Source organism: Acaryochloris marina MBIC11017 (genome assembly GCF_000018105.1).
Lineage (GTDB): Bacteria > Cyanobacteriota > Cyanobacteriia > Thermosynechococcales > Thermosynechococcaceae > Acaryochloris > Acaryochloris marina.
The window spans coordinates 2,801,559-2,817,052 of sequence record NC_009925.1 but is presented as its reverse complement, the minus strand read 5'-3'; the positions used below and the strand labels follow the sequence as shown (position 1 = coordinate 2,817,052).

Annotated in this window: 19 protein-coding genes and 1 riboswitch; of the genes, 6 read left to right on the top strand and 13 right to left on the bottom strand. The window is 48.6% G+C overall.

Going from position 1 to position 15,494, the window contains the following annotated elements; translation table 11 throughout:
• Positions 1 to 18 precede the first annotated feature (18 nt).
• A complete protein-coding gene (locus AM1_RS12605) occupies positions 19 to 1,746 on the bottom strand; it encodes a succinate dehydrogenase/fumarate reductase flavoprotein subunit (RefSeq protein ID WP_012163231.1) in 1,728 nt (575 codons plus the stop codon).
• Positions 1,747 to 1,873: 127 nt separating this feature from the next.
• A riboswitch (cobalamin riboswitch) is annotated at positions 1,874 to 2,090 on the top strand.
• A gap of 23 nt (positions 2,091 to 2,113) precedes the next feature.
• Between AM1_RS12605 and AM1_RS12595 the strand changes: the two genes are divergently transcribed.
• Both AM1_RS12595 and AM1_RS42165 read left to right on the top strand, forming a co-directional pair.
• A complete protein-coding gene (locus tag AM1_RS12595; RefSeq protein ID WP_012163230.1) occupies positions 2,114 to 2,752 on the top strand; it encodes a HupE/UreJ family protein in 639 nt (212 codons plus the stop codon).
• Between the two features lie 87 nt (positions 2,753 to 2,839).
• Positions 2,840 to 3,106 carry a hypothetical protein gene (locus tag AM1_RS42165; protein ID WP_041659777.1) on the top strand — a complete coding sequence of 89 codons (267 nt, stop codon included), beginning with the start codon at positions 2,840 to 2,842 and terminating at the stop codon, positions 3,104 to 3,106.
• A gap of 159 nt (positions 3,107 to 3,265) precedes the next feature.
• Here the strand turns inward: AM1_RS42165 and AM1_RS12585 are convergent, their stop codons facing one another.
• The 3 genes from AM1_RS12585 to AM1_RS12575 are packed head-to-tail and all read right to left on the bottom strand — an operon-like array spanning position 3,266 to position 5,833.
• The gene (locus AM1_RS12585; RefSeq protein WP_012163228.1) at positions 3,266 to 4,204 is read right to left on the bottom strand and encodes a sulfotransferase family protein; all 939 of its coding nucleotides are present in this window, start codon (positions 4,202 to 4,204) and stop codon (positions 3,266 to 3,268) included.
• Between the two features lie 11 nt (positions 4,205 to 4,215).
• Positions 4,216 to 4,935, bottom strand: coding sequence for a class I SAM-dependent methyltransferase (locus AM1_RS12580; RefSeq protein WP_012163227.1), 720 nt, complete (start codon positions 4,933 to 4,935; stop codon positions 4,216 to 4,218).
• Positions 4,916 to 5,833 carry a PRC-barrel domain-containing protein gene (locus AM1_RS12575; protein WP_012163226.1) on the bottom strand — a complete coding sequence of 306 codons (918 nt, stop codon included), beginning with the start codon at positions 5,831 to 5,833 and terminating at the stop codon, positions 4,916 to 4,918. Before AM1_RS12575 ends, AM1_RS12580 begins: the two co-directional genes overlap by 20 nt.
• Before the next feature lie 101 nt (positions 5,834 to 5,934).
• Here AM1_RS12575 and AM1_RS12570 point away from each other — a divergent pair, with 101 nt between their 5' ends.
• Entirely contained in the window at positions 5,935 to 6,801 is an 867-nt protein-coding gene (locus AM1_RS12570) for an alpha/beta fold hydrolase (protein ID WP_012163225.1), read from the top strand.
• Here the strand turns inward: AM1_RS12570 and AM1_RS12565 are convergent.
• The gene (locus tag AM1_RS12565; protein ID WP_012163224.1) at positions 6,772 to 7,398 is read right to left on the bottom strand and encodes an acyltransferase; all 627 of its coding nucleotides are present in this window, start codon (positions 7,396 to 7,398) and stop codon (positions 6,772 to 6,774) included. The two genes, AM1_RS12570 and AM1_RS12565, sit on opposite strands and share 30 nt — an antisense overlap.
• Before the next feature lie 279 nt (positions 7,399 to 7,677).
• Between AM1_RS12565 and AM1_RS12560 the strand changes: the two genes are divergently transcribed.
• The gene (locus AM1_RS12560) at positions 7,678 to 7,938 is read left to right on the top strand and encodes a type II toxin-antitoxin system HicA family toxin (RefSeq protein ID WP_012163223.1); all 261 of its coding nucleotides are present in this window, start codon (positions 7,678 to 7,680) and stop codon (positions 7,936 to 7,938) included.
• Positions 7,928 to 8,254, top strand: a complete 327-nt coding sequence (locus AM1_RS12555) for a type II toxin-antitoxin system HicB family antitoxin (protein ID WP_012163222.1) — start codon at positions 7,928 to 7,930, stop codon at positions 8,252 to 8,254. Before AM1_RS12560 ends, AM1_RS12555 begins: the two co-directional genes overlap by 11 nt.
• 51 nt (positions 8,255 to 8,305) lie before the next feature.
• Here AM1_RS12555 and AM1_RS12550 read toward each other — a convergent pair whose 3' ends face one another.
• The 4 genes from AM1_RS12550 to AM1_RS42160 form a co-directional block, all read right to left on the bottom strand.
• Positions 8,306 to 8,761: a DUF2262 domain-containing protein gene (locus tag AM1_RS12550; protein WP_012163221.1), complete on the bottom strand. Its 456-nt coding sequence runs from the start codon at positions 8,759 to 8,761 to the stop codon at positions 8,306 to 8,308.
• 106 nt (positions 8,762 to 8,867) lie between these two features.
• Complete coding sequence (locus AM1_RS12545; RefSeq protein WP_238549242.1) at positions 8,868 to 9,227, bottom strand: hypothetical protein; 360 nt, start codon at positions 9,225 to 9,227, stop codon at positions 8,868 to 8,870.
• A 320-nt stretch (positions 9,228 to 9,547) separates the two neighbouring features.
• Positions 9,548 to 9,874, bottom strand: a complete 327-nt coding sequence (locus tag AM1_RS12540) for a hypothetical protein (protein ID WP_238549241.1) — start codon at positions 9,872 to 9,874, stop codon at positions 9,548 to 9,550.
• A gap of 271 nt (positions 9,875 to 10,145) precedes the next feature.
• A complete protein-coding gene (locus AM1_RS42160; RefSeq protein WP_187152935.1) occupies positions 10,146 to 10,313 on the bottom strand; it encodes a hypothetical protein in 168 nt (55 codons plus the stop codon).
• Between the two features lie 128 nt (positions 10,314 to 10,441).
• Here AM1_RS42160 and coaE point away from each other — a divergent pair, with 128 nt between their 5' ends.
• Positions 10,442 to 11,044 carry a dephospho-CoA kinase gene (coaE, locus tag AM1_RS12535; RefSeq protein WP_012163217.1) on the top strand — a complete coding sequence of 201 codons (603 nt, stop codon included), beginning with the start codon at positions 10,442 to 10,444 and terminating at the stop codon, positions 11,042 to 11,044.
• Positions 11,045 to 11,174: 130 nt separating this feature from the next.
• Here coaE and AM1_RS12530 read toward each other — a convergent pair whose 3' ends face one another.
• From AM1_RS12530 to recN, 4 genes are all read right to left on the bottom strand, one after another.
• Positions 11,175 to 11,567, bottom strand: coding sequence for a calcium-binding protein (locus AM1_RS12530; protein ID WP_012163216.1), 393 nt, complete (start codon positions 11,565 to 11,567; stop codon positions 11,175 to 11,177).
• A gap of 105 nt (positions 11,568 to 11,672) precedes the next feature.
• Positions 11,673 to 12,671 carry a pentapeptide repeat-containing protein gene (locus tag AM1_RS12525; RefSeq protein WP_041659763.1) on the bottom strand — a complete coding sequence of 333 codons (999 nt, stop codon included), beginning with the start codon at positions 12,669 to 12,671 and terminating at the stop codon, positions 11,673 to 11,675.
• 5 nt (positions 12,672 to 12,676) lie between these two features.
• A complete protein-coding gene (locus tag AM1_RS12520) occupies positions 12,677 to 13,429 on the bottom strand; it encodes a hypothetical protein (RefSeq protein ID WP_012163214.1) in 753 nt (250 codons plus the stop codon).
• 206 nt (positions 13,430 to 13,635) lie between these two features.
• A complete protein-coding gene (recN, locus tag AM1_RS12515) occupies positions 13,636 to 15,420 on the bottom strand; it encodes a DNA repair protein RecN (protein ID WP_012163213.1) in 1,785 nt (594 codons plus the stop codon).
• Between the last annotated feature and the right edge of the window lie 74 nt (positions 15,421 to 15,494).

The window sequence follows — 15,494 nt, the reverse complement described above, 5'->3', positions numbered from 1 at the left end:
TACTTTTGCGGATATAAATCAGTATTTTCTCTCTTGAGGCTCAAATTGGTTTAAATTAACGGGCATGTATTTTAGCTCAATCCCGGCTGTGGAAAAATAAGCTAGGGTATGCTGCAAAAATTGATTATCGTTGCGGGTAGGGAAATCTTCACGAGAATGGGCACCCCGGCTTTCTTGGCGTTGCAGGGCACCAGTCATAATCACTTCTCCGACGACCATTAAGTTGCGTAATTCCAGGGCCTCGATAATTTCAGTATTCCAAAGGGTGTCTTTGTCATCGAGGCGAATATTTGAATACTGCTGTTTATAGGTTTGGAGCTGTTCTAAGCCTTCTTGGATGATATCGGCGGTCCGAAAAACACCACAATGTTGACTTAAGCAATCTTGGACTTGCTGGCGAATATCGTGAATGCGGATATCTCCAGATTGAGCCAGCAACGCTTTAATCTGCTGTTGAGCTTCTTGGAGATACTGGGTTTCATTCACCCTAGGGAGAGATTGATCTTGGACATAGGTTGCGATCGCACTCCCAGTACGCCGACCATATACCACGCATTCCAGTAAAGAATTGCTGCCTAACCGATTCGCGCCATGCACCGACACACAGGCACATTCCCCGGCTGCAAAAAAGTTATCCACCAAGCCATCGGCACTATTGCGCACCCGCCCATCCGTATTCACGGGAATCCCCCCCATGGAATAGTGGGCAGTTGGCCGAACGGGGATCGGCTCAGTAACCGCATCAACCCCTGCTAGACGGTGAGATTCTTCCCAGCAAAAGGGAACGCGGCTCATGATTTTCTCCCGTCCCATATGCCGCAAATCTAAGTAGACAAAGGGTCCACCGGCACTGCCATCGAGATTGAGACCCCGCCCCTGGCGAATTTCTGTGGTAATGGCTCTAGAGGTAATATCGCGGGGGGCCAGCTCCATTTTGTTGGGGGCATAGGTGGCCATAAACCGATCCCCTTCACTATTAATCAGATAAGCTCCTTCTCCTCGCACGGCCTCGGAAATCAACACGCCTGCAGGGTATAAGCCGGTGGGATGGAACTGGACAAACTCCATATCCTCTAGGGGCAACCCCGCCAGGGCGGTCATCGATAACCCATCCCCCGTGGACGCAAAGTCATTGGAAGTGGTGTTAAAGACTCGACCGTAACCGCCCGTGGCAAACATGACAGCCTTGGCCCGTAGAACCTGTAGCTCGCCGTCCAGGAGGTGATACATCACCACGCCTTTGGCCCGGTTGTCTTCGAGGATCAGCCGCATAACGTACCATTCGTCGTAGATAGTGATGCCATAGCGACGAATATTGTTGTACAGCTCGTGAAGAATGGCATGACCCGTTTTGTCAGCGGCGTAACAGGTGCGGTTATGGCTGTGACCGCCAAAGGCACGCTGGGCGATGCGGCCATCTTCCAGGCGAGAAAACAAAACCCCTAGATGTTCCAGGTCAATCACAACATCTGGGGCTTCTTGGGTGAGGAGAGCGACGGCATCCTGATCGGCTAGGTAATCGGAGCCTTTGATGGTATCGAAGGCATGGGCTTCCCAGCTATCTTGATCATCCACATTTTTGAGGGTGGCGGCAATGCCCCCTTGGGCCGCAACGGAGTGGGATCGGATGGGATGGGTTTTGGCAATCATTGCCACATTGAGCTCGGGGGCTTTTCGAGCAATTTCTAGGGCAGCACGGCACCCTGCCAAGCCACCCCCAACGATTACAACATCATGCTCTAACATGGCAGTTTCTTTACAGCTTCGAATACGTTCCAAATCTATCGCACATATTCTTTATGAATCCTTAGCTACAGGGTTTTGTAATAGTGATATACTCACCTCACAATCAATGAATTGGAGGGCTATTTGCAACCCATCAGGTTGTTGTCGAGCCTGTCGTAAACCTGTCATTGCGGGCTGACACACAACTGGGGAAAGTTCGGTGTAATCCCGACGCTGTCCCGCAACTGTAAGTTGTTTGTGCAGGTCTGTTGCAAGGTGTTTAGCCATCTAAAGTCGCCAAACGCCCTGGCCAAGGATACTGCTCAACCACAAGCCAGAATACCCTTGATTGCATTCTTTTCTACAACATATCTGCGAGGTACAGATTGTGAATAAGATAGATCGTTCACTGCGATGGACGAGTAAAAGCATTCGATTATCGCAACTCCTACTGCCAGCGCTGCTACTAGCGATTGTGCTAGTGCCTGTCAGCGCCCAAGCCCATTTTGATGGCAGTCATGGTGTAGGATTTGTACATGGTTTTACCCATCCCATTGGGGGGTTAGATCACTTTGCGGCGATGGTCGCCGTGGGGCTATGGGCGACTCAGATGGAGCGCCGCGCCTTATGGGCTGTTCCGTTAACGTTTGTATTGGTCATGATTGTGGGTGGCTTTATTGGCACCACCGGATTAGCCATCCCCTTTGCTGAACAAGGCATTGCCTCTTCTGTGTTAATGCTAGGGGTCTTGATTACGGCTGCCGTTCGTTTGCCCATAGGTCAGAGTGCAGCAATTGTGGCGTTATTTGCACTGCTCCATGGTTATGCCCACGGCGCAGAGATGCCAGCCTCTGCGTCAGGTCTGTCCTATGGGTTGGGGTTTGTGGTGGCTACTGCCCTGCTTCATTTGAGCGGTATTGGACTAGGTCTGTTTTGCCAGCAAATGTTTCAACGCCATGCTCGTCTCGCTCAATTGTTTATGGGCGGATTTGTCACCAGCTTGGGTGTTTATCTGTGTGTTGCTTAACAGCAGATAGTTGATCTCTGAAAACTAAATTAGTGCCCACCTGGTTTTAGGGTTGATTGGGCAATATAAAGAATGCCGTTGCACTGAGTGACGGCATTCTTTGTTATTGAGGGGCAAGAAGTCATAGTGGAGAAAATTCTATTCGCCGTGTTGCTGCTTTCGACGAGCTATTTACTGTGGGATGGATTTACTTCTGGTTCCGTTTGGGTGCGCGGTGGACGGCGGACATTCGAGTTTGGTAAGTGGGCTCATAAAAAACATCGTCATCAAGAGCCGACCTGTTACTGGATTGCTATGGCATTTTATGGCAGCTCAGCTATCTTCTCGCTATATGCCCTTGTCTTCGTAAACTAATAAAGTGCGAAGGGGGCACCTGCATATTTGTGCCCTGACTCAAAGATTCAGAAAAATGAAATCTACGACACGTCCAAACAATCGTCAGGTCTAATAAAACTATGGCTGACCTTCGGATATTGATTGACTAAGTAAGCAATGGTGGTCATGATCAACAGGCTATTTGAGGCGATTTGCCCAAGACTGATACAAACGGTCATCTACGGAGTCTCTCCAGCGCTTGAGAGGTAACTGGCGACTGGCATAATCTTCTACGAACAGCTTGGGACCTAATTGTTGATAGCGGAACAAAACTCGTTTGAGCCAGTTATCAAGCCTTAAACAGCTTAGATCTAGCCATGAGAGATCTAGCGATTCCATCCCACTAGCTTGGTAGTGTCGTAGCTTCAACAAAGACCCGGCACGGTGTTCAACCAAGGCTACTTCCCTTGGGGATAATTTATGCTGCCACTGACCGACCAAGGATAGGTCTGGGGCTGCGTAGCTGCTATGGTCAGGGTAATTCAGCATGTCTGGGGTAAAGGTTGTGCCGATAAACTCACAAATCTTCTGCAAGGTCGCGGCTGGCAGGGCAACCAGCTCCTCGTACTGAATCTCTAGGAACTGATCTAAGGCTAGAGTTCTACGCATCTGCTCCCACATGGACTCCACTGTCAACCAGCGCTGCACCCCGTGCCATACATTACCTTCCCAACCCATTCCCAATACAGAGCGAGCGACATCTCTGGGATCTCTAACGATATGGATGTAGCGGATGGTCGGCCACAGGCGAATCAGTTGGTCGAAGTTGCGGTGGACAACGATGAGAATATGGTTGCAGGAATGGCGTTGCTGAAATTGATCCAGCAATGAGTCGGCAAGTTCTTTCCAGGTCAGAGTGCTATCGATTTCAAAGCCCTGAATTCGAAAGAGCCAGTTGGCCTGAAGAGCACCCTGTAACTGTTGGACAGATGGCCAAGTATCGGTTTGTACCAGGGGGTCAACGATAAATTCCATCTCAGGGCAGACCGATATCTGGGGGTGCTGATGCAGCATCAATCGTAATAGGGTTGTCCCAGAACGTTCAGCACCGACAATGGCAACAGGTTGGAGATTCATCAGGTTAGCGTTTACTCAGCAATGTGTCCCCAAATAATAAGGTGGAGATCGCTAACTTCTCGCACCTGTAATTGTTCTAATCCGGCTTGAGCTAGCTGATCTTGTACCTCATCCACCCGATAGGCTGCTAACAGTGAATTAAAGAAATCTCGTCGTAGCACCTCCGGTTCTCCCTGAGCATAGAGATCGACGAAATCCTTTGCAGTCTCTCGCTTTGCGGGCCGCATCAAATCCATAATAAAGACCGCAGTCCCCAACCCGGATTGCTGTTTGACCTCCGTCCAAAGGGCCATTGGATCAGCTAAATGGTGGAGCAAACTATTGGAAAAAATAAGGGGGAACGATACCGTATCACTTTTGGTATCGCTAACCGTATCGCTTTGAGGTACATATACTTTTTTGAGGGTGATGCGGTCTTGGAGTTTGGCGGCGGCTACGGCCTGATAGCCATAGTTCAGCATTGCCTCTGACGCATCCCATCCCTCCACCGACCAGGCTGGAAAAGCGCGGGCAAAGCGTAGGGTAATATCCCCAGGACCACAGCCTAAGTCTAGAGCCGTGCCCATCTCTGGCAACTCAGGAAAAGTCTCTTGCAGGAGCTGAACAAAATGATTGTGCGGCTCTACGAAGTCTGCTTCTGCATAGGCCCGAGCCTGATCATCATCATCCATTAGCTCCGGTTCGGGTATACGGGTTAGCAGGGCACTGGCCTCAGATCCAGGGTTCGTCATCTTCTAAGTCCTCGATGGGAATATTTTTAATGACATCTTCCTGGGTAATCGCTTCCACATTGGGACGGGACGCAGGACGGGATTCTTCCGGGTTAGACAGTTCTTCCGTCAGGTTAAAGGCACCATCTTCGACTCGCTCCCATAGGGCTCGGCTTTTTTGTTTAGCCTGCTGCATTAGCTTCTGGGATCTTTCCTGGAGCTGTTGGCCGAAGTCTTCTTCCTCCTCGGCTTGGCCAAAGGCTTCCACCTGTTCATTGGCTTGTTCAGCTAGTTTCTGGAGTCGTTCTTCTGCCTGTTGGGTCAGCTTTTGAGCGCGGGAGGTGAGGGAATCAAGTTCTTGGGTGTAGCCCGACTTGATGCGATCGCTGACCTGTACCAGCCGATCTTCTAATCCTTCTTGGAATACCTTCAAGTTTGCACTGACCTTAGCCGTCACCAGCACTTTTTTGCGGCCAAAGCTCATCACCGCCCGAGGGGGGAGTTGATACACCCCGCTGGTGAAGCCTCGCCAGCCCCCAGACTTAAACAGATAGTGGGTGATATTGCCCGTTTGCCGATCAAAGAGGCAATCAATAATCCGACCTAACCGTTCCCCAGCATCGGTCCATAGCTCCAGGCCAATCAGGGTTTCCAGCAAGGCCACTTCTTTGACATTGGTTTCGGCGGCACCAGAAGAGACCAAAATACTTTCCGGGCCAATCCGATAGAGCTGCTTAAGGTTAAAGGCATAGCGCTGCTTGGTCATAAAACCAGGTTTGCAGATAAACCCCATGACCCGATGGGCAGGGGGATGCATCCAGACCACATCGATCCGGCCCAATTCTTCCGTCGTGTCGCGGTCAATCACCAATCGATTTAACAATTGGCTATGGCGCATAATCTTGGCAGCGTCAGCCATTGGCTCCTCAATATTCCGCTTACGCTTTTTAGTGTAGCGTAGGGGGTTAGTCCACTTTGACCGATAGACAAAGCCCCCCATTCTTAGGGATGATTGAGCCTATGGAACCCATTCGGAAGACCCTAATCCTCCCCCATATTCAGCTTTCTTACTTGGAATGGTTTACAGGCCCTGAGCCTGTGCTGCTCCTGCATGGGTTGGGGGATCATGCTCGGGTGTGGTCTGATCTTGCGATCGCATTGGGCGATCGCTATCATCTGGTGGCGTTAGATATGCGAGGCCATGGAGAGAGTGATAAACCGACGCAAGGATATACGTTTACCGAATTAATCGGTGACTTGGAAGCGCTTTTAGATCACTTGGGCTGGTCCCAGGTTCACGGGATTGCTCATTCCTGGACCGCTAAACTTCTACCCATCTGGGCCACTGCTGCGCCGCAACGTTTAGCCAGCATGGTGTTGGTGGATCCGTTTTACATCAACAAGATGCCGGGATTTGTGAATTTTACATTTCCGTTGCTCTATAAAGTGTTGCCCTTTTTGCAAGGTATGGGACCGTTCTCCAGTTACGCAGTGGCGGAAGCAAAAGCGCGAACCCTTAATCAATTTCAAGGCTGGAGTTCCCTGCAGCAACAGGTGTTTACTGAGGGGATTGAGCAAAAAGCCGACGGCAGTTGGGGTAGCAAGTTTACAGTGCCTGCCCGGAATGAGATCTTTCAGGAATCCGTTGCTGTCTCTGGTTTAACTGCGCCCATCGATATCCCCACGCTGCTGGTACAACCGGAGCAGGGGATTAATCGCCGCGCAAGCAACTTAAAAACCTACCAGACCTATCTCAACCAGCTTCAAGTCGAACGGCTGCCAGGAAACCATTGGCCATTCTTAGTGGAGGCGGAGCATTTCAACCCCGCCGTTATTGAGTTTCTGCGGCTGCATCCTTTAGCCAATGGCCGAGAGGGAGATGGGTAAGCTATCGGTGGGCTTTGCCAGTTCTGCCGTTAACTCTGTTTCTAAGTTCAGTAGCCGTTTCGATCTGTTTTTCAGTTTTTTGGCAGGGCTACCAAAATACACGCCCCAAGGATCTAAGCTTTTGGTGACTAAAGACAGGGCTCCCACAGCAGTGCCATCGCCAATCTGAACATTGGGCAGAACAACAGAACTGGAACCAATGATGGCATGTCGGCCCAGGGCGACGGTTCCTCCTATGATGCCGGTGTATTTCTTGGGGACGGTGGGATTGGTTAAGAATTTACCCGTATAGTCATCGGTTCTGCTATAAAGATGGACCCCTTGAGAGAGGCCGCTAAAGTCATCCATGCGAATACCGTCTCCAGCAGACAGTAGACAATAGCCGCCAATATGAATAAAGGAGCCTAAGGTAACCCAGCCTTCCTGATGGGCAAAGATGGAACAATAGGCATCAATGCGGACGTTGTCACCGATCGCGATATTTTCAATGCCAACGATAGTACAGTTCTTGGCTATTTTGACGTTCTGGCCAACGGATTTAAAACCAAAGCCTCTCAGCTCATTTTCGGTGTAATAGCCTGAATAAAAAGGGTTCATGGCGATATTGCTTTCTCATCAGTCGATTTTTCCAGCAAACGGTCTCACCTACACTTAGAATACTCCTTTACTCGTAAAAGAATGGTGAAGTGGGTTACAGGCTGCCTGCTTATTTGCTGCTTGGACTACCACTCAGTCGATAGATCGTTAGGTTATTAACTTGACTAATAGTACTAAAAAAAAGTACTATAAATATTGACTGCTGGTCTGTACATAGCCCCACAAATTACTGGTCTATCGAAGTTGGTGGATCTGAAATTTCAACGGTTTTGTGTGGATATGAACAATAAGCAAAAAAAAATTCTAAGAGCCTTATTCTTTACACCTATTCGTAAAAATATATTGTGGGCTGATGTAGTTAGTCTCATTCAAGGATTGGGGGGAAAAGTCATTAGTGGAAGCGGTTCTCGGGTTCGCTTTGAACTCAACCAGATGTCCTTAAATATTCATTCCCCACATCCAGGGAATGAGTTAAAGCGCTACCAGGTTCAGGCGGTGCGTGATTTTCTACTCAAAGCGGGAATAACTGATGAAATATAAAGGATATGAAGCTGTTATTCAGTTTGATCCTGAAGATCGAATCTTCTTTGGCCGCGTGGTTGGGACTCAGGATGTGATCGCTTTTGATGGACAAACAGTGGATGAACTAGAAGCCTCTTTCCACAATGTCATTGAAGATTATTTGGCGGATTGCCAACGGATGGGCAAAGATCCAGATAAACCTTGCTCTGGCCGCTTCAATTTAAGAATTTCCCCTGAACTCCATCGTCAAGCTGTCATTCGAGCTCAGGTGGATGGTGTGAGTTTGAATACGTGGGTTGAGACTGCTATCTCAACTCACTTACACCACAAGTAACTCGCTGTAGTGTTTAGGGTTGCAGCACTTCACAATACTGAAATGTCCCTGTTATCCGAGTAATTCGGCGCGTGCCGTGTTGAAGTCACTACCGTTCAAAGACTGAACCAATACAGCATGCCCCCAGAATAGCCCCGAATTGTCATAAAACAGTTCGACTACAGTATTGCCAGTAATATTGACTCCCGCCAAAAAGAATTTCTGCTCAAACTCGGTTGTAGTTAATGGTGGATGGCTCACTGACTTCAGAGAGCCATCTGCTTGTACTTCGTCGTATTCATTCCAACCGTTGTTGTAGATGTCACAAAGGTCGTTGACGATAATGTTCTTGGCGACAACATCATATTCAGGCAGTTGTTCGATAATCTCGGTAGCCAGTTGCAAAGCCATGCCGAAAGGTTGACCATCGGATATGAGCCTGATGTCAATTGTATGTCCTTCATATTCGATGGTGATGATGCCATCCTCACCATCACGAGTGATCTCACTCAAAAAGTCGTGATCCATAAAGATGTTCTGTCCTGAGTAAGTAGGTCTATACAACTCATAAGAGTGCAGTCACACACTTCACTCGGTGAAGTTACAGAATGCCACCGATATATCTCAATTGCTTTTAAAGGCTTTCTGTTGGCTCATTCATGATGAACCGAGCGGTCAATGGAAACTGAACCCAGAAAGAGAAGTAAAAGACAGAGAGATACCAATATCGAAAGATAAAAGTCATATTGTCGCCGCCAAGTAAGACGATAAACACATAGTCATAGATAAACAGTGGCACGGTTAAATAGAGGGCTAGCCAGAAGGAGTTCTTGACATACTGCTTGTTGTCCATTCGCTTCAAGATGAAGGGGGCCAATGGAATGTAGAGAATCGTGACTGCGATACAGGCGGCAACTTTGGCGGAGAAAGGCCAGCTTTGGTAATAGTCAGGTAAGCCTAAGAGAACGAAAAATCCCCATGTAAGAAAGCTCATAAGGAGTAGGGCTAGGTGGGTTTTCGGCGTCAAAGTGGTCATGATTCACCAGTTCATAGGGCGAGTGGAACTGCATCTCTATCAAGTAGGGTAAGGTCACTTTCTACGCTCCAGTTTAGAAATGGAGAGATCCGTTGCAACATAGAGAGAGCATGTTCTGTATAGTCTGTATCCTCCTACCAGGTTAGATGAGGCAATCGATCTAGCCCATCTCTTGGTTTGGATTCATCAGTTTCTTAAGTAGTGTTCTCGATATTGGGGGTAGCCGAACAGAAATTGGCTAGCTTTTCAACAATCATTCTATTCAGTGATGAACAAGCTTACAACAATGCATAATCTGCTAAAGCATCCTCCCAAATTACGTCTTTGTTCTCATTGAAGTATTTTTTGAGCACTGCACGCATGGCATCTTGGCTGACATTATTTGACTCAACCCATTCGATCAGTTTTCGGGAAGATTCTGCATCCATTTTTCGCGTCGCGTCTTCAAGGCCGCAGCAACCGTAACCATCAAAAGATATTCGAACAAGAGACACGTACCCATTATCATCAATATCAAAATCGGCAAATACGCTGCCCTGTTGGAGACTTAAGCAGTATTGGCAAGGTCTCGTTGGTGTCATTGGTGTGTATTTTCTGATGTCCATTGTCTATCGGTATGGTGAAGTGAGTAGTTAAGCCGAGACTGATTGGGGGTGAACTGCAGAACTATGATCTATGTGGTCGATGGTTAAATGGCTTTCTATTAAACTCTTATCCATGGCCAAATATATCGATAGCTACTTCAAGGCTCGACCTGCATCGAGAATTATCAATAAAGCAACGCCGAAATTGGCAAATATAGCTTCCCATAGCGTCGCGATATCCATTGTCCCTAGGAGAAGAATAGACCTTTTACCCTTGACCTATAAGGCAACTCTAAATGCAGCGGGTTGTATGGGCCATTTGGATGGCTTCTGCCACTTTAGTCGGTGTATTTGCCGTAGTCACCTCATCGACGGTTTCAATGGCTGCACCTGCATCCATTCCACCCATGGCAATATCGACATTGGCAGTTGCGATCGCAACTGCAAGCATCTCCACCATCAATGTGTTGTAGCGAGCAAACCGAGGGATGAATTTTTCAATGGGGTCTGGTTTTGTACTAGGACCTAATCAACGCCTAAAGTGGGGGGCTAAGATCTAGCAAGCAGTCTGTTGGCAAAGCGAAAAAAATGGCTCGACGAATCATTGGGTTGACGGGAGGGATTGCGACGGGTAAGTCCAGCGTTGCAGCTTATCTAGAGTCGCAATATAAGCTACCTATCTTGGATGCCGATATCTATGCCCGTGATGCTGTGAAACCGGGGTCGGTAGCATTAGCCAGTATTGCCCAACGCTATGGCGCAGAGATTCTGCTAGCAGACGGCAATCTGGATCGGAAACAGCTAGGTAATATTGTCTTTAATGATGAGTCTGAACGCACTTGGCTGGAAGGCCAAATTCATCCTTATGTGCGAGAGCAAATTCTGGCTGCTCAACGACAACTCACGGATCCGATAGTGGTGGCAGTGGTGCCATTGCTGTTTGAAGCAAAAATGACGGATTTAGCTACAGAAATTTGGGTGGTGGTTTGTACGGATGAGCAGCAGTGTCAGCGGTTGATGCGACGGGACTCGATTTCTAGATCACAAGCGAAAACCAGAATTGCTAGCCAAATGCCTGTAATTGAAAAAGCTCACCGGGCTACAGTCGTGATTGATAATAACTCTGATCTAACTCGCCTATATAACCAAGTTGATCAGGCTATGAATGTTGCATCAACTCCTCAAACCTAACGCTGGTGAAGCCTCAAATAGTATGGACAAATAGATGTACACTGGGTTTCTTCAATTGATTATGGAAGAATAAGCTCAGCTATATTTTCGCTTAGAGGTGTGTAGGATTGGGGCCTTCAGCACTTCATTCCTAAAATGTATTGCCTTGGTGCACCCAGTAATGCCAATCTTCAATCGCTTCTTGCGTTTTGGCAGCCATCTCTTCACTCTGTTGACTGTCTCCACTTGTGAAAGTCAATTCCTCTAGCGGGATAGGCAAGACATCACCGTCCCACTCCACCTCCACAAACATTTCATGCTCACACTCTTCTTCATCCGCCATGGCAATAACCTTCACAGGCTTCGCTTCTTTTTCCGCCGCGCCACGTCGTTGCATCATGTAGGTTGCCATAAACGGAAATTGTAAGGTTCTCTCCAGGTAGTAGTACCAGCCTAGGGCCTGTTCTTCAGCAGTATAGGCATCGACCACAATCTCCATGGTGATCCGTTGCTCTCGTACTTCGTCTTGTTCTATGGGAGACATAGTTGATGAATGGAATACTTTGTGTGCAGACTATCATCCCAAAGACGGTTTTCCCGTGCCGATGTTAACAACGTCAGCTTGGAAGTGGAATAGATGAGACGAGGGTCAAGTTTGACTCATGCATACTGTTCCGTCGGGTAGTGTCGCTCCCGTTAAAACTGTTCTGGTTAAAATTGCACTACTCCAATCTGAACGGGTTAGATTCGCCCCTTGGAGATTGGCATCTGTGAGATCGGTTCTGGCTAAAAATGCTTGAATCAGAAATGCTTCTTGTAGGTTGACCTCTGTCAAGTTTGCCCGACTGAGATTGGCCCGATTCAGCCGACTGCGATAGAGGGTTGCGCCCTGCAAATTGGCTTGACTCAGTTCACTTTCTACCAAAGTGCAATCGCTTAAATCACTATTGACAAGCTGAGCCATTTGCAGATTGACTCGTTCCAGCTTGGCATCGGCTAAGGTGGCGTGACTGAGATTCGCTTGTTGGAGATTGGCCTCAATAAGTAAGGCTTGCTCCAGATTTGCGCCTTGAAGATCGGCCCCGGCTAAATTCGCTGCTCGTAAATTTGCATTGCGGAGATTCGCCCCTTGCAAGCTGACTTTGCTTAGATCGGCGCCACGCAAATTAGCTCCTTGCAGATCGACCCCATCGAGTACGGCTCCTCTAAGATCCGCACAGTTGCGATTTTCTTCTCGCAGGTTGGCACTGCGCAAACAAGCCCCTGTCAGGTTGGTACTGCGGAGGGTTACTTCTCGCAGATCGGCTTCCATCAGATTGGCATCCGTTAGATCTGCTAAGGTCAGATCTGCTTTGAAAAGAACCGCCCGTTGTAGATTCGCCCCATGCAATGCTGCATCCGTGAGGTTCGCTTGGCTTAAGTTGGCTTGAGTTAAGGTAGCCCCGCTCAAATTGCTCTGAGTTAGATTGCTTGTTTGCAGATCCACGCGATTCAAGTAGGCCAAACTCAAATTTGTATTGCGTAGGTCTGCTGCCGATAGATTAATGCCAATTAAGTCGGCCCCAGCGAGATCTAACCCTGCTAGAGTTTGACCACTAAAGTCAAAGACATTGTTGGCATATTGTTGAAGTAGTGCTTTCGCTTTCATATTCCTTAGGAGACCTGGGGCACTAATTGGCAAGTGAGCATATCATCTTCTATCTCTAAGTCGTCGATGACGTTTGGCTCTGGTTTCTCCAACGTGGCTAGGGATTGACCCCGGTATTGGGGGAGGACTGCCCGCAGTAAGGCATGAACCACTTGTTGACTCTGATCGAGGGCTTCTAGCTGATCGGCGGTTTGCATCAATTTCTGCTCAAGGGCCGCAAAGCTGGGATAGGTGGTGAATAAGGTTTGCAGTAATTTATCTAAAGAGCGCTGCTTTAAGTTCAACCAATCTTGACGCCTGAAACTAAAGGGATGGTAGAGGGCCGAAAAGATCAGAATTTTGGCTTTCAGCGGGTTGGTGGACTGCATTAAGGCTGCTTTTAGGTCAAAGAGGCTGTAGATTGCTCCTGCCCCGATGGGAGATGGGTTGAGTGCGTCTGGTACCCCATAGTCTGGCAGGACGGGAGTGGACTGACAGAGGGGAGCCAAAATTTGGCTAATCGTGTCAGCAATGGGTAGATAGGTTTTGGATTTATTGAGCTTGGCGGCTCTCTCAGATAACAAATGGCCTAAATCTTGAGCGGTGGTTACCTGATTTAGCAAGATAGGGACCAAGACATCGAGCTGCATCAGGTCTTGCGAGATGAGATCGCTAGGCCAATGCTGATGACCAACAAAATACAGTAACTTGCGAATACGAAGATGTTGAGGATGATGCTCCAAAGCCTGTATGGCTTGTGACAATCGTTCAGAGACCATGAAGATTCAGCGACAGAAGATAGTGAAAACATCGGTCGATTTGTAAACCCAAAAGAGTGTTTTCTTTGGGCTTAGCGGGGGAAAGTTACACGTAAAAATTGGCAGCGGGTTCGTATCTTTAAAGTGCCCTGAATGCAGGCATAAAGACTCATAGCCGTTACAGATGGGGCACTTTCGTTACGAGCGTCTAGGCCCCTGATACAGAACTAAGCAGAGTTAACAGCCCGTTTTTTGGCTTTTTTCGACTGGGTTGCGGTTTTGCCGTTGGCATAGCTTTGGCGTACTTGTCCCGCCTGCTGCAAGAGTGAATCCACGAAAGTAAGGGCCTGCTGAGTAGTTTGGCCCCCAGCTATTTCTGCTAATTCTTGTCGTCGCTGTTGGTCATCTAAGGAAGTGACCTGTACCACTGTCCGCTCAGCGGTTTTGGTGCGGGCTGATTTTGCGCCCTGCATGACCACCTGTTTTTGCACCTGAAAATGGGCATCGGCCATGGCAGCAATCATGGGTTGGTGAGTAACGCAGAGCACCTGATGGTTCTGGCTGAGGTGGTATAGCTTAGTGGCAATGGCCTGGGCCACATGTCCTGAGACCCCAGCGTCAATTTCATCAAAAATCAGGGTGCCCACGCCTTCTCCTTGGGAAAAACAGGCTTTAAGAGCCAATAAGAACCGACTCATTTCACCCCCTGAGGCGGATTCAGATAGGGGCTGTAGGGCTTCACCGGGGTTGGCGCTAAAGAGAAACTGGATTTGATCCGCGCCATGTTGGGTAGGAGAGATGGACTGTAATCCCACCTGAAATTGCACCTTATCTAAGGCGAGGGGCTTGAGTTCCTGCAAGATGCGGGATTCTAACTGTTGGGCTGCTTTTTGGCGCAGGGCGGTTAACTTGGCACAGGCTTGCTGGAGCTTAGCTTTATACTCGGCTGCGGTCTGCTCTAGCTCTTCTAAGGATTGGCCTTCGCCTGTCAGGTCTGCATATTGGGATTGAATGGTTTGGTGATGTGCGATCGCATCTTCTAAACTCGGCCCATACTTGCGACAAATCTGTTTTAGCTCCATCAGCCGGGCTTCTACAGATTGAAGCTGTTCAGGATCCGTTTCAACCGTATTGCCGTAGGCATTGATGAGTGAGCCAGCTTCTTGCACCTGGGTCAGGGCCTGCTGTACTAGTTCGAGGATGGGCTCTAACTGCGAATCGTACTGGCTCATATCTATTAAGACTGATTCAGCTTGGCCCAGTAAGTCGCCACAGGCGTCGCCCTGGTCCTGTTCATAGAGGAGCTGATACACCTGATAGCTTTGTTGTTCGAGTTCAACGCTATGGCTTAGACGTTGCAGTTCTTGTTCTAGATTCGTTTGCTCGTTGGGGTCAGACAGATTGGCCGCATCTAACTCTTGCAGTTGATACCGGAGCAGATCAATATTCTGAAGGCGCTGCTGCTCGTTTTGGCGGAAGGTATTGAGTTCTGTGGTGATGTTTTGCCAGCGGGCAAAAGCCTTCGTTACTTGCTGCCGCTGTTTGAGAAGCGGCTCTCCCCCAAAGCCATCTAAGCACTGACGCTGACGATCGGCCCGACCGAGCTGCACGGCCTGTCCTTGGGCGGTAACTTCGATCAGTTGTTCACGGAGTTGAGCAACCTGCTGTTTGTTAACGACGACGCCGTTGACCCGGAAGCGGCTACGTAAGGTGTTTTGAGTCGAAATTTCGCGACTGCACACTAGCAAGTCATCTAAGGGATCAATGTCGGTGTCTGCAAGCCAAGTATTGAGGTTGGGGGTGAGACTAAAACTGGCTTCTAGTAAGGTGCGAGATTCCCCTGTGCGTAGCATGGAGCTGAGAGCTTTGCCTCCTAAGATCAAGTCGATGGCATCCAGCAAGATAGACTTCCCGGCTCCGGTTTCTCCCGTCAGCACGTTCAATCCATCCGTAAAGGTCAGATCTAAGGTGTCGATCAGGGCAAAATTTTCGATGCGCAGGGACAGCAACATACAGGAACGGCTAACTCAGATCCTATCTATCTTACTGATCTGCAGGGCAGCTGAAAGGGAAGGCGACAATTAAT

Excerpts from the sequence above, each read along its gene's own strand:
- AM1_RS12560 (WP_012163223.1), top strand. The coding sequence starts at position 7,678 with ATGAACAATAAGCAAAAAAAAATTCTAAGAGCCTTATTCTTTACACCT.
- AM1_RS12530 (WP_012163216.1), bottom strand. The coding sequence starts at position 11,567 with ATGTCTCCCATAGAACAAGACGAAGTACGAGAGCAACGGATCACCATG.
- recN (WP_012163213.1), bottom strand. The coding sequence starts at position 15,420 with ATGTTGCTGTCCCTGCGCATCGAAAATTTTGCCCTGATCGACACCTTA.
- AM1_RS12570 (WP_012163225.1), top strand. The coding sequence starts at position 5,935 with ATGGAACCCATTCGGAAGACCCTAATCCTCCCCCATATTCAGCTTTCT.
- AM1_RS12555 (WP_012163222.1), top strand. The coding sequence starts at position 7,928 with ATGAAATATAAAGGATATGAAGCTGTTATTCAGTTTGATCCTGAAGAT.
- AM1_RS12565 (WP_012163224.1), bottom strand. The coding sequence starts at position 7,398 with ATGAACCCTTTTTATTCAGGCTATTACACCGAAAATGAGCTGAGAGGC.
- AM1_RS42160 (WP_187152935.1), bottom strand. The coding sequence starts at position 10,313 with ATGGTGGAGATGCTTGCAGTTGCGATCGCAACTGCCAATGTCGATATT.
- AM1_RS12540 (WP_238549241.1), bottom strand. The coding sequence starts at position 9,874 with ATGGACATCAGAAAATACACACCAATGACACCAACGAGACCTTGCCAA.
- AM1_RS12550 (WP_012163221.1), bottom strand. The coding sequence starts at position 8,761 with ATGGATCACGACTTTTTGAGTGAGATCACTCGTGATGGTGAGGATGGC.
- coaE (WP_012163217.1), top strand. The coding sequence starts at position 10,442 with ATGGCTCGACGAATCATTGGGTTGACGGGAGGGATTGCGACGGGTAAG.
- AM1_RS12580 (WP_012163227.1), bottom strand. The coding sequence starts at position 4,935 with ATGACGAACCCTGGATCTGAGGCCAGTGCCCTGCTAACCCGTATACCC.
- AM1_RS12545 (WP_238549242.1), bottom strand. The coding sequence starts at position 9,227 with ATGAGCTTTCTTACATGGGGATTTTTCGTTCTCTTAGGCTTACCTGAC.
- AM1_RS12585 (WP_012163228.1), bottom strand. The coding sequence starts at position 4,204 with ATGAATCTCCAACCTGTTGCCATTGTCGGTGCTGAACGTTCTGGGACA.
- AM1_RS12520 (WP_012163214.1), bottom strand. The coding sequence starts at position 13,429 with ATGGTCTCTGAACGATTGTCACAAGCCATACAGGCTTTGGAGCATCAT.
- AM1_RS12575 (WP_012163226.1), bottom strand. The coding sequence starts at position 5,833 with ATGGCTGACGCTGCCAAGATTATGCGCCATAGCCAATTGTTAAATCGA.
- AM1_RS12525 (WP_041659763.1), bottom strand. The coding sequence starts at position 12,671 with ATGAAAGCGAAAGCACTACTTCAACAATATGCCAACAATGTCTTTGAC.
- AM1_RS12605 (WP_012163231.1), bottom strand. The coding sequence starts at position 1,746 with ATGTTAGAGCATGATGTTGTAATCGTTGGGGGTGGCTTGGCAGGGTGC.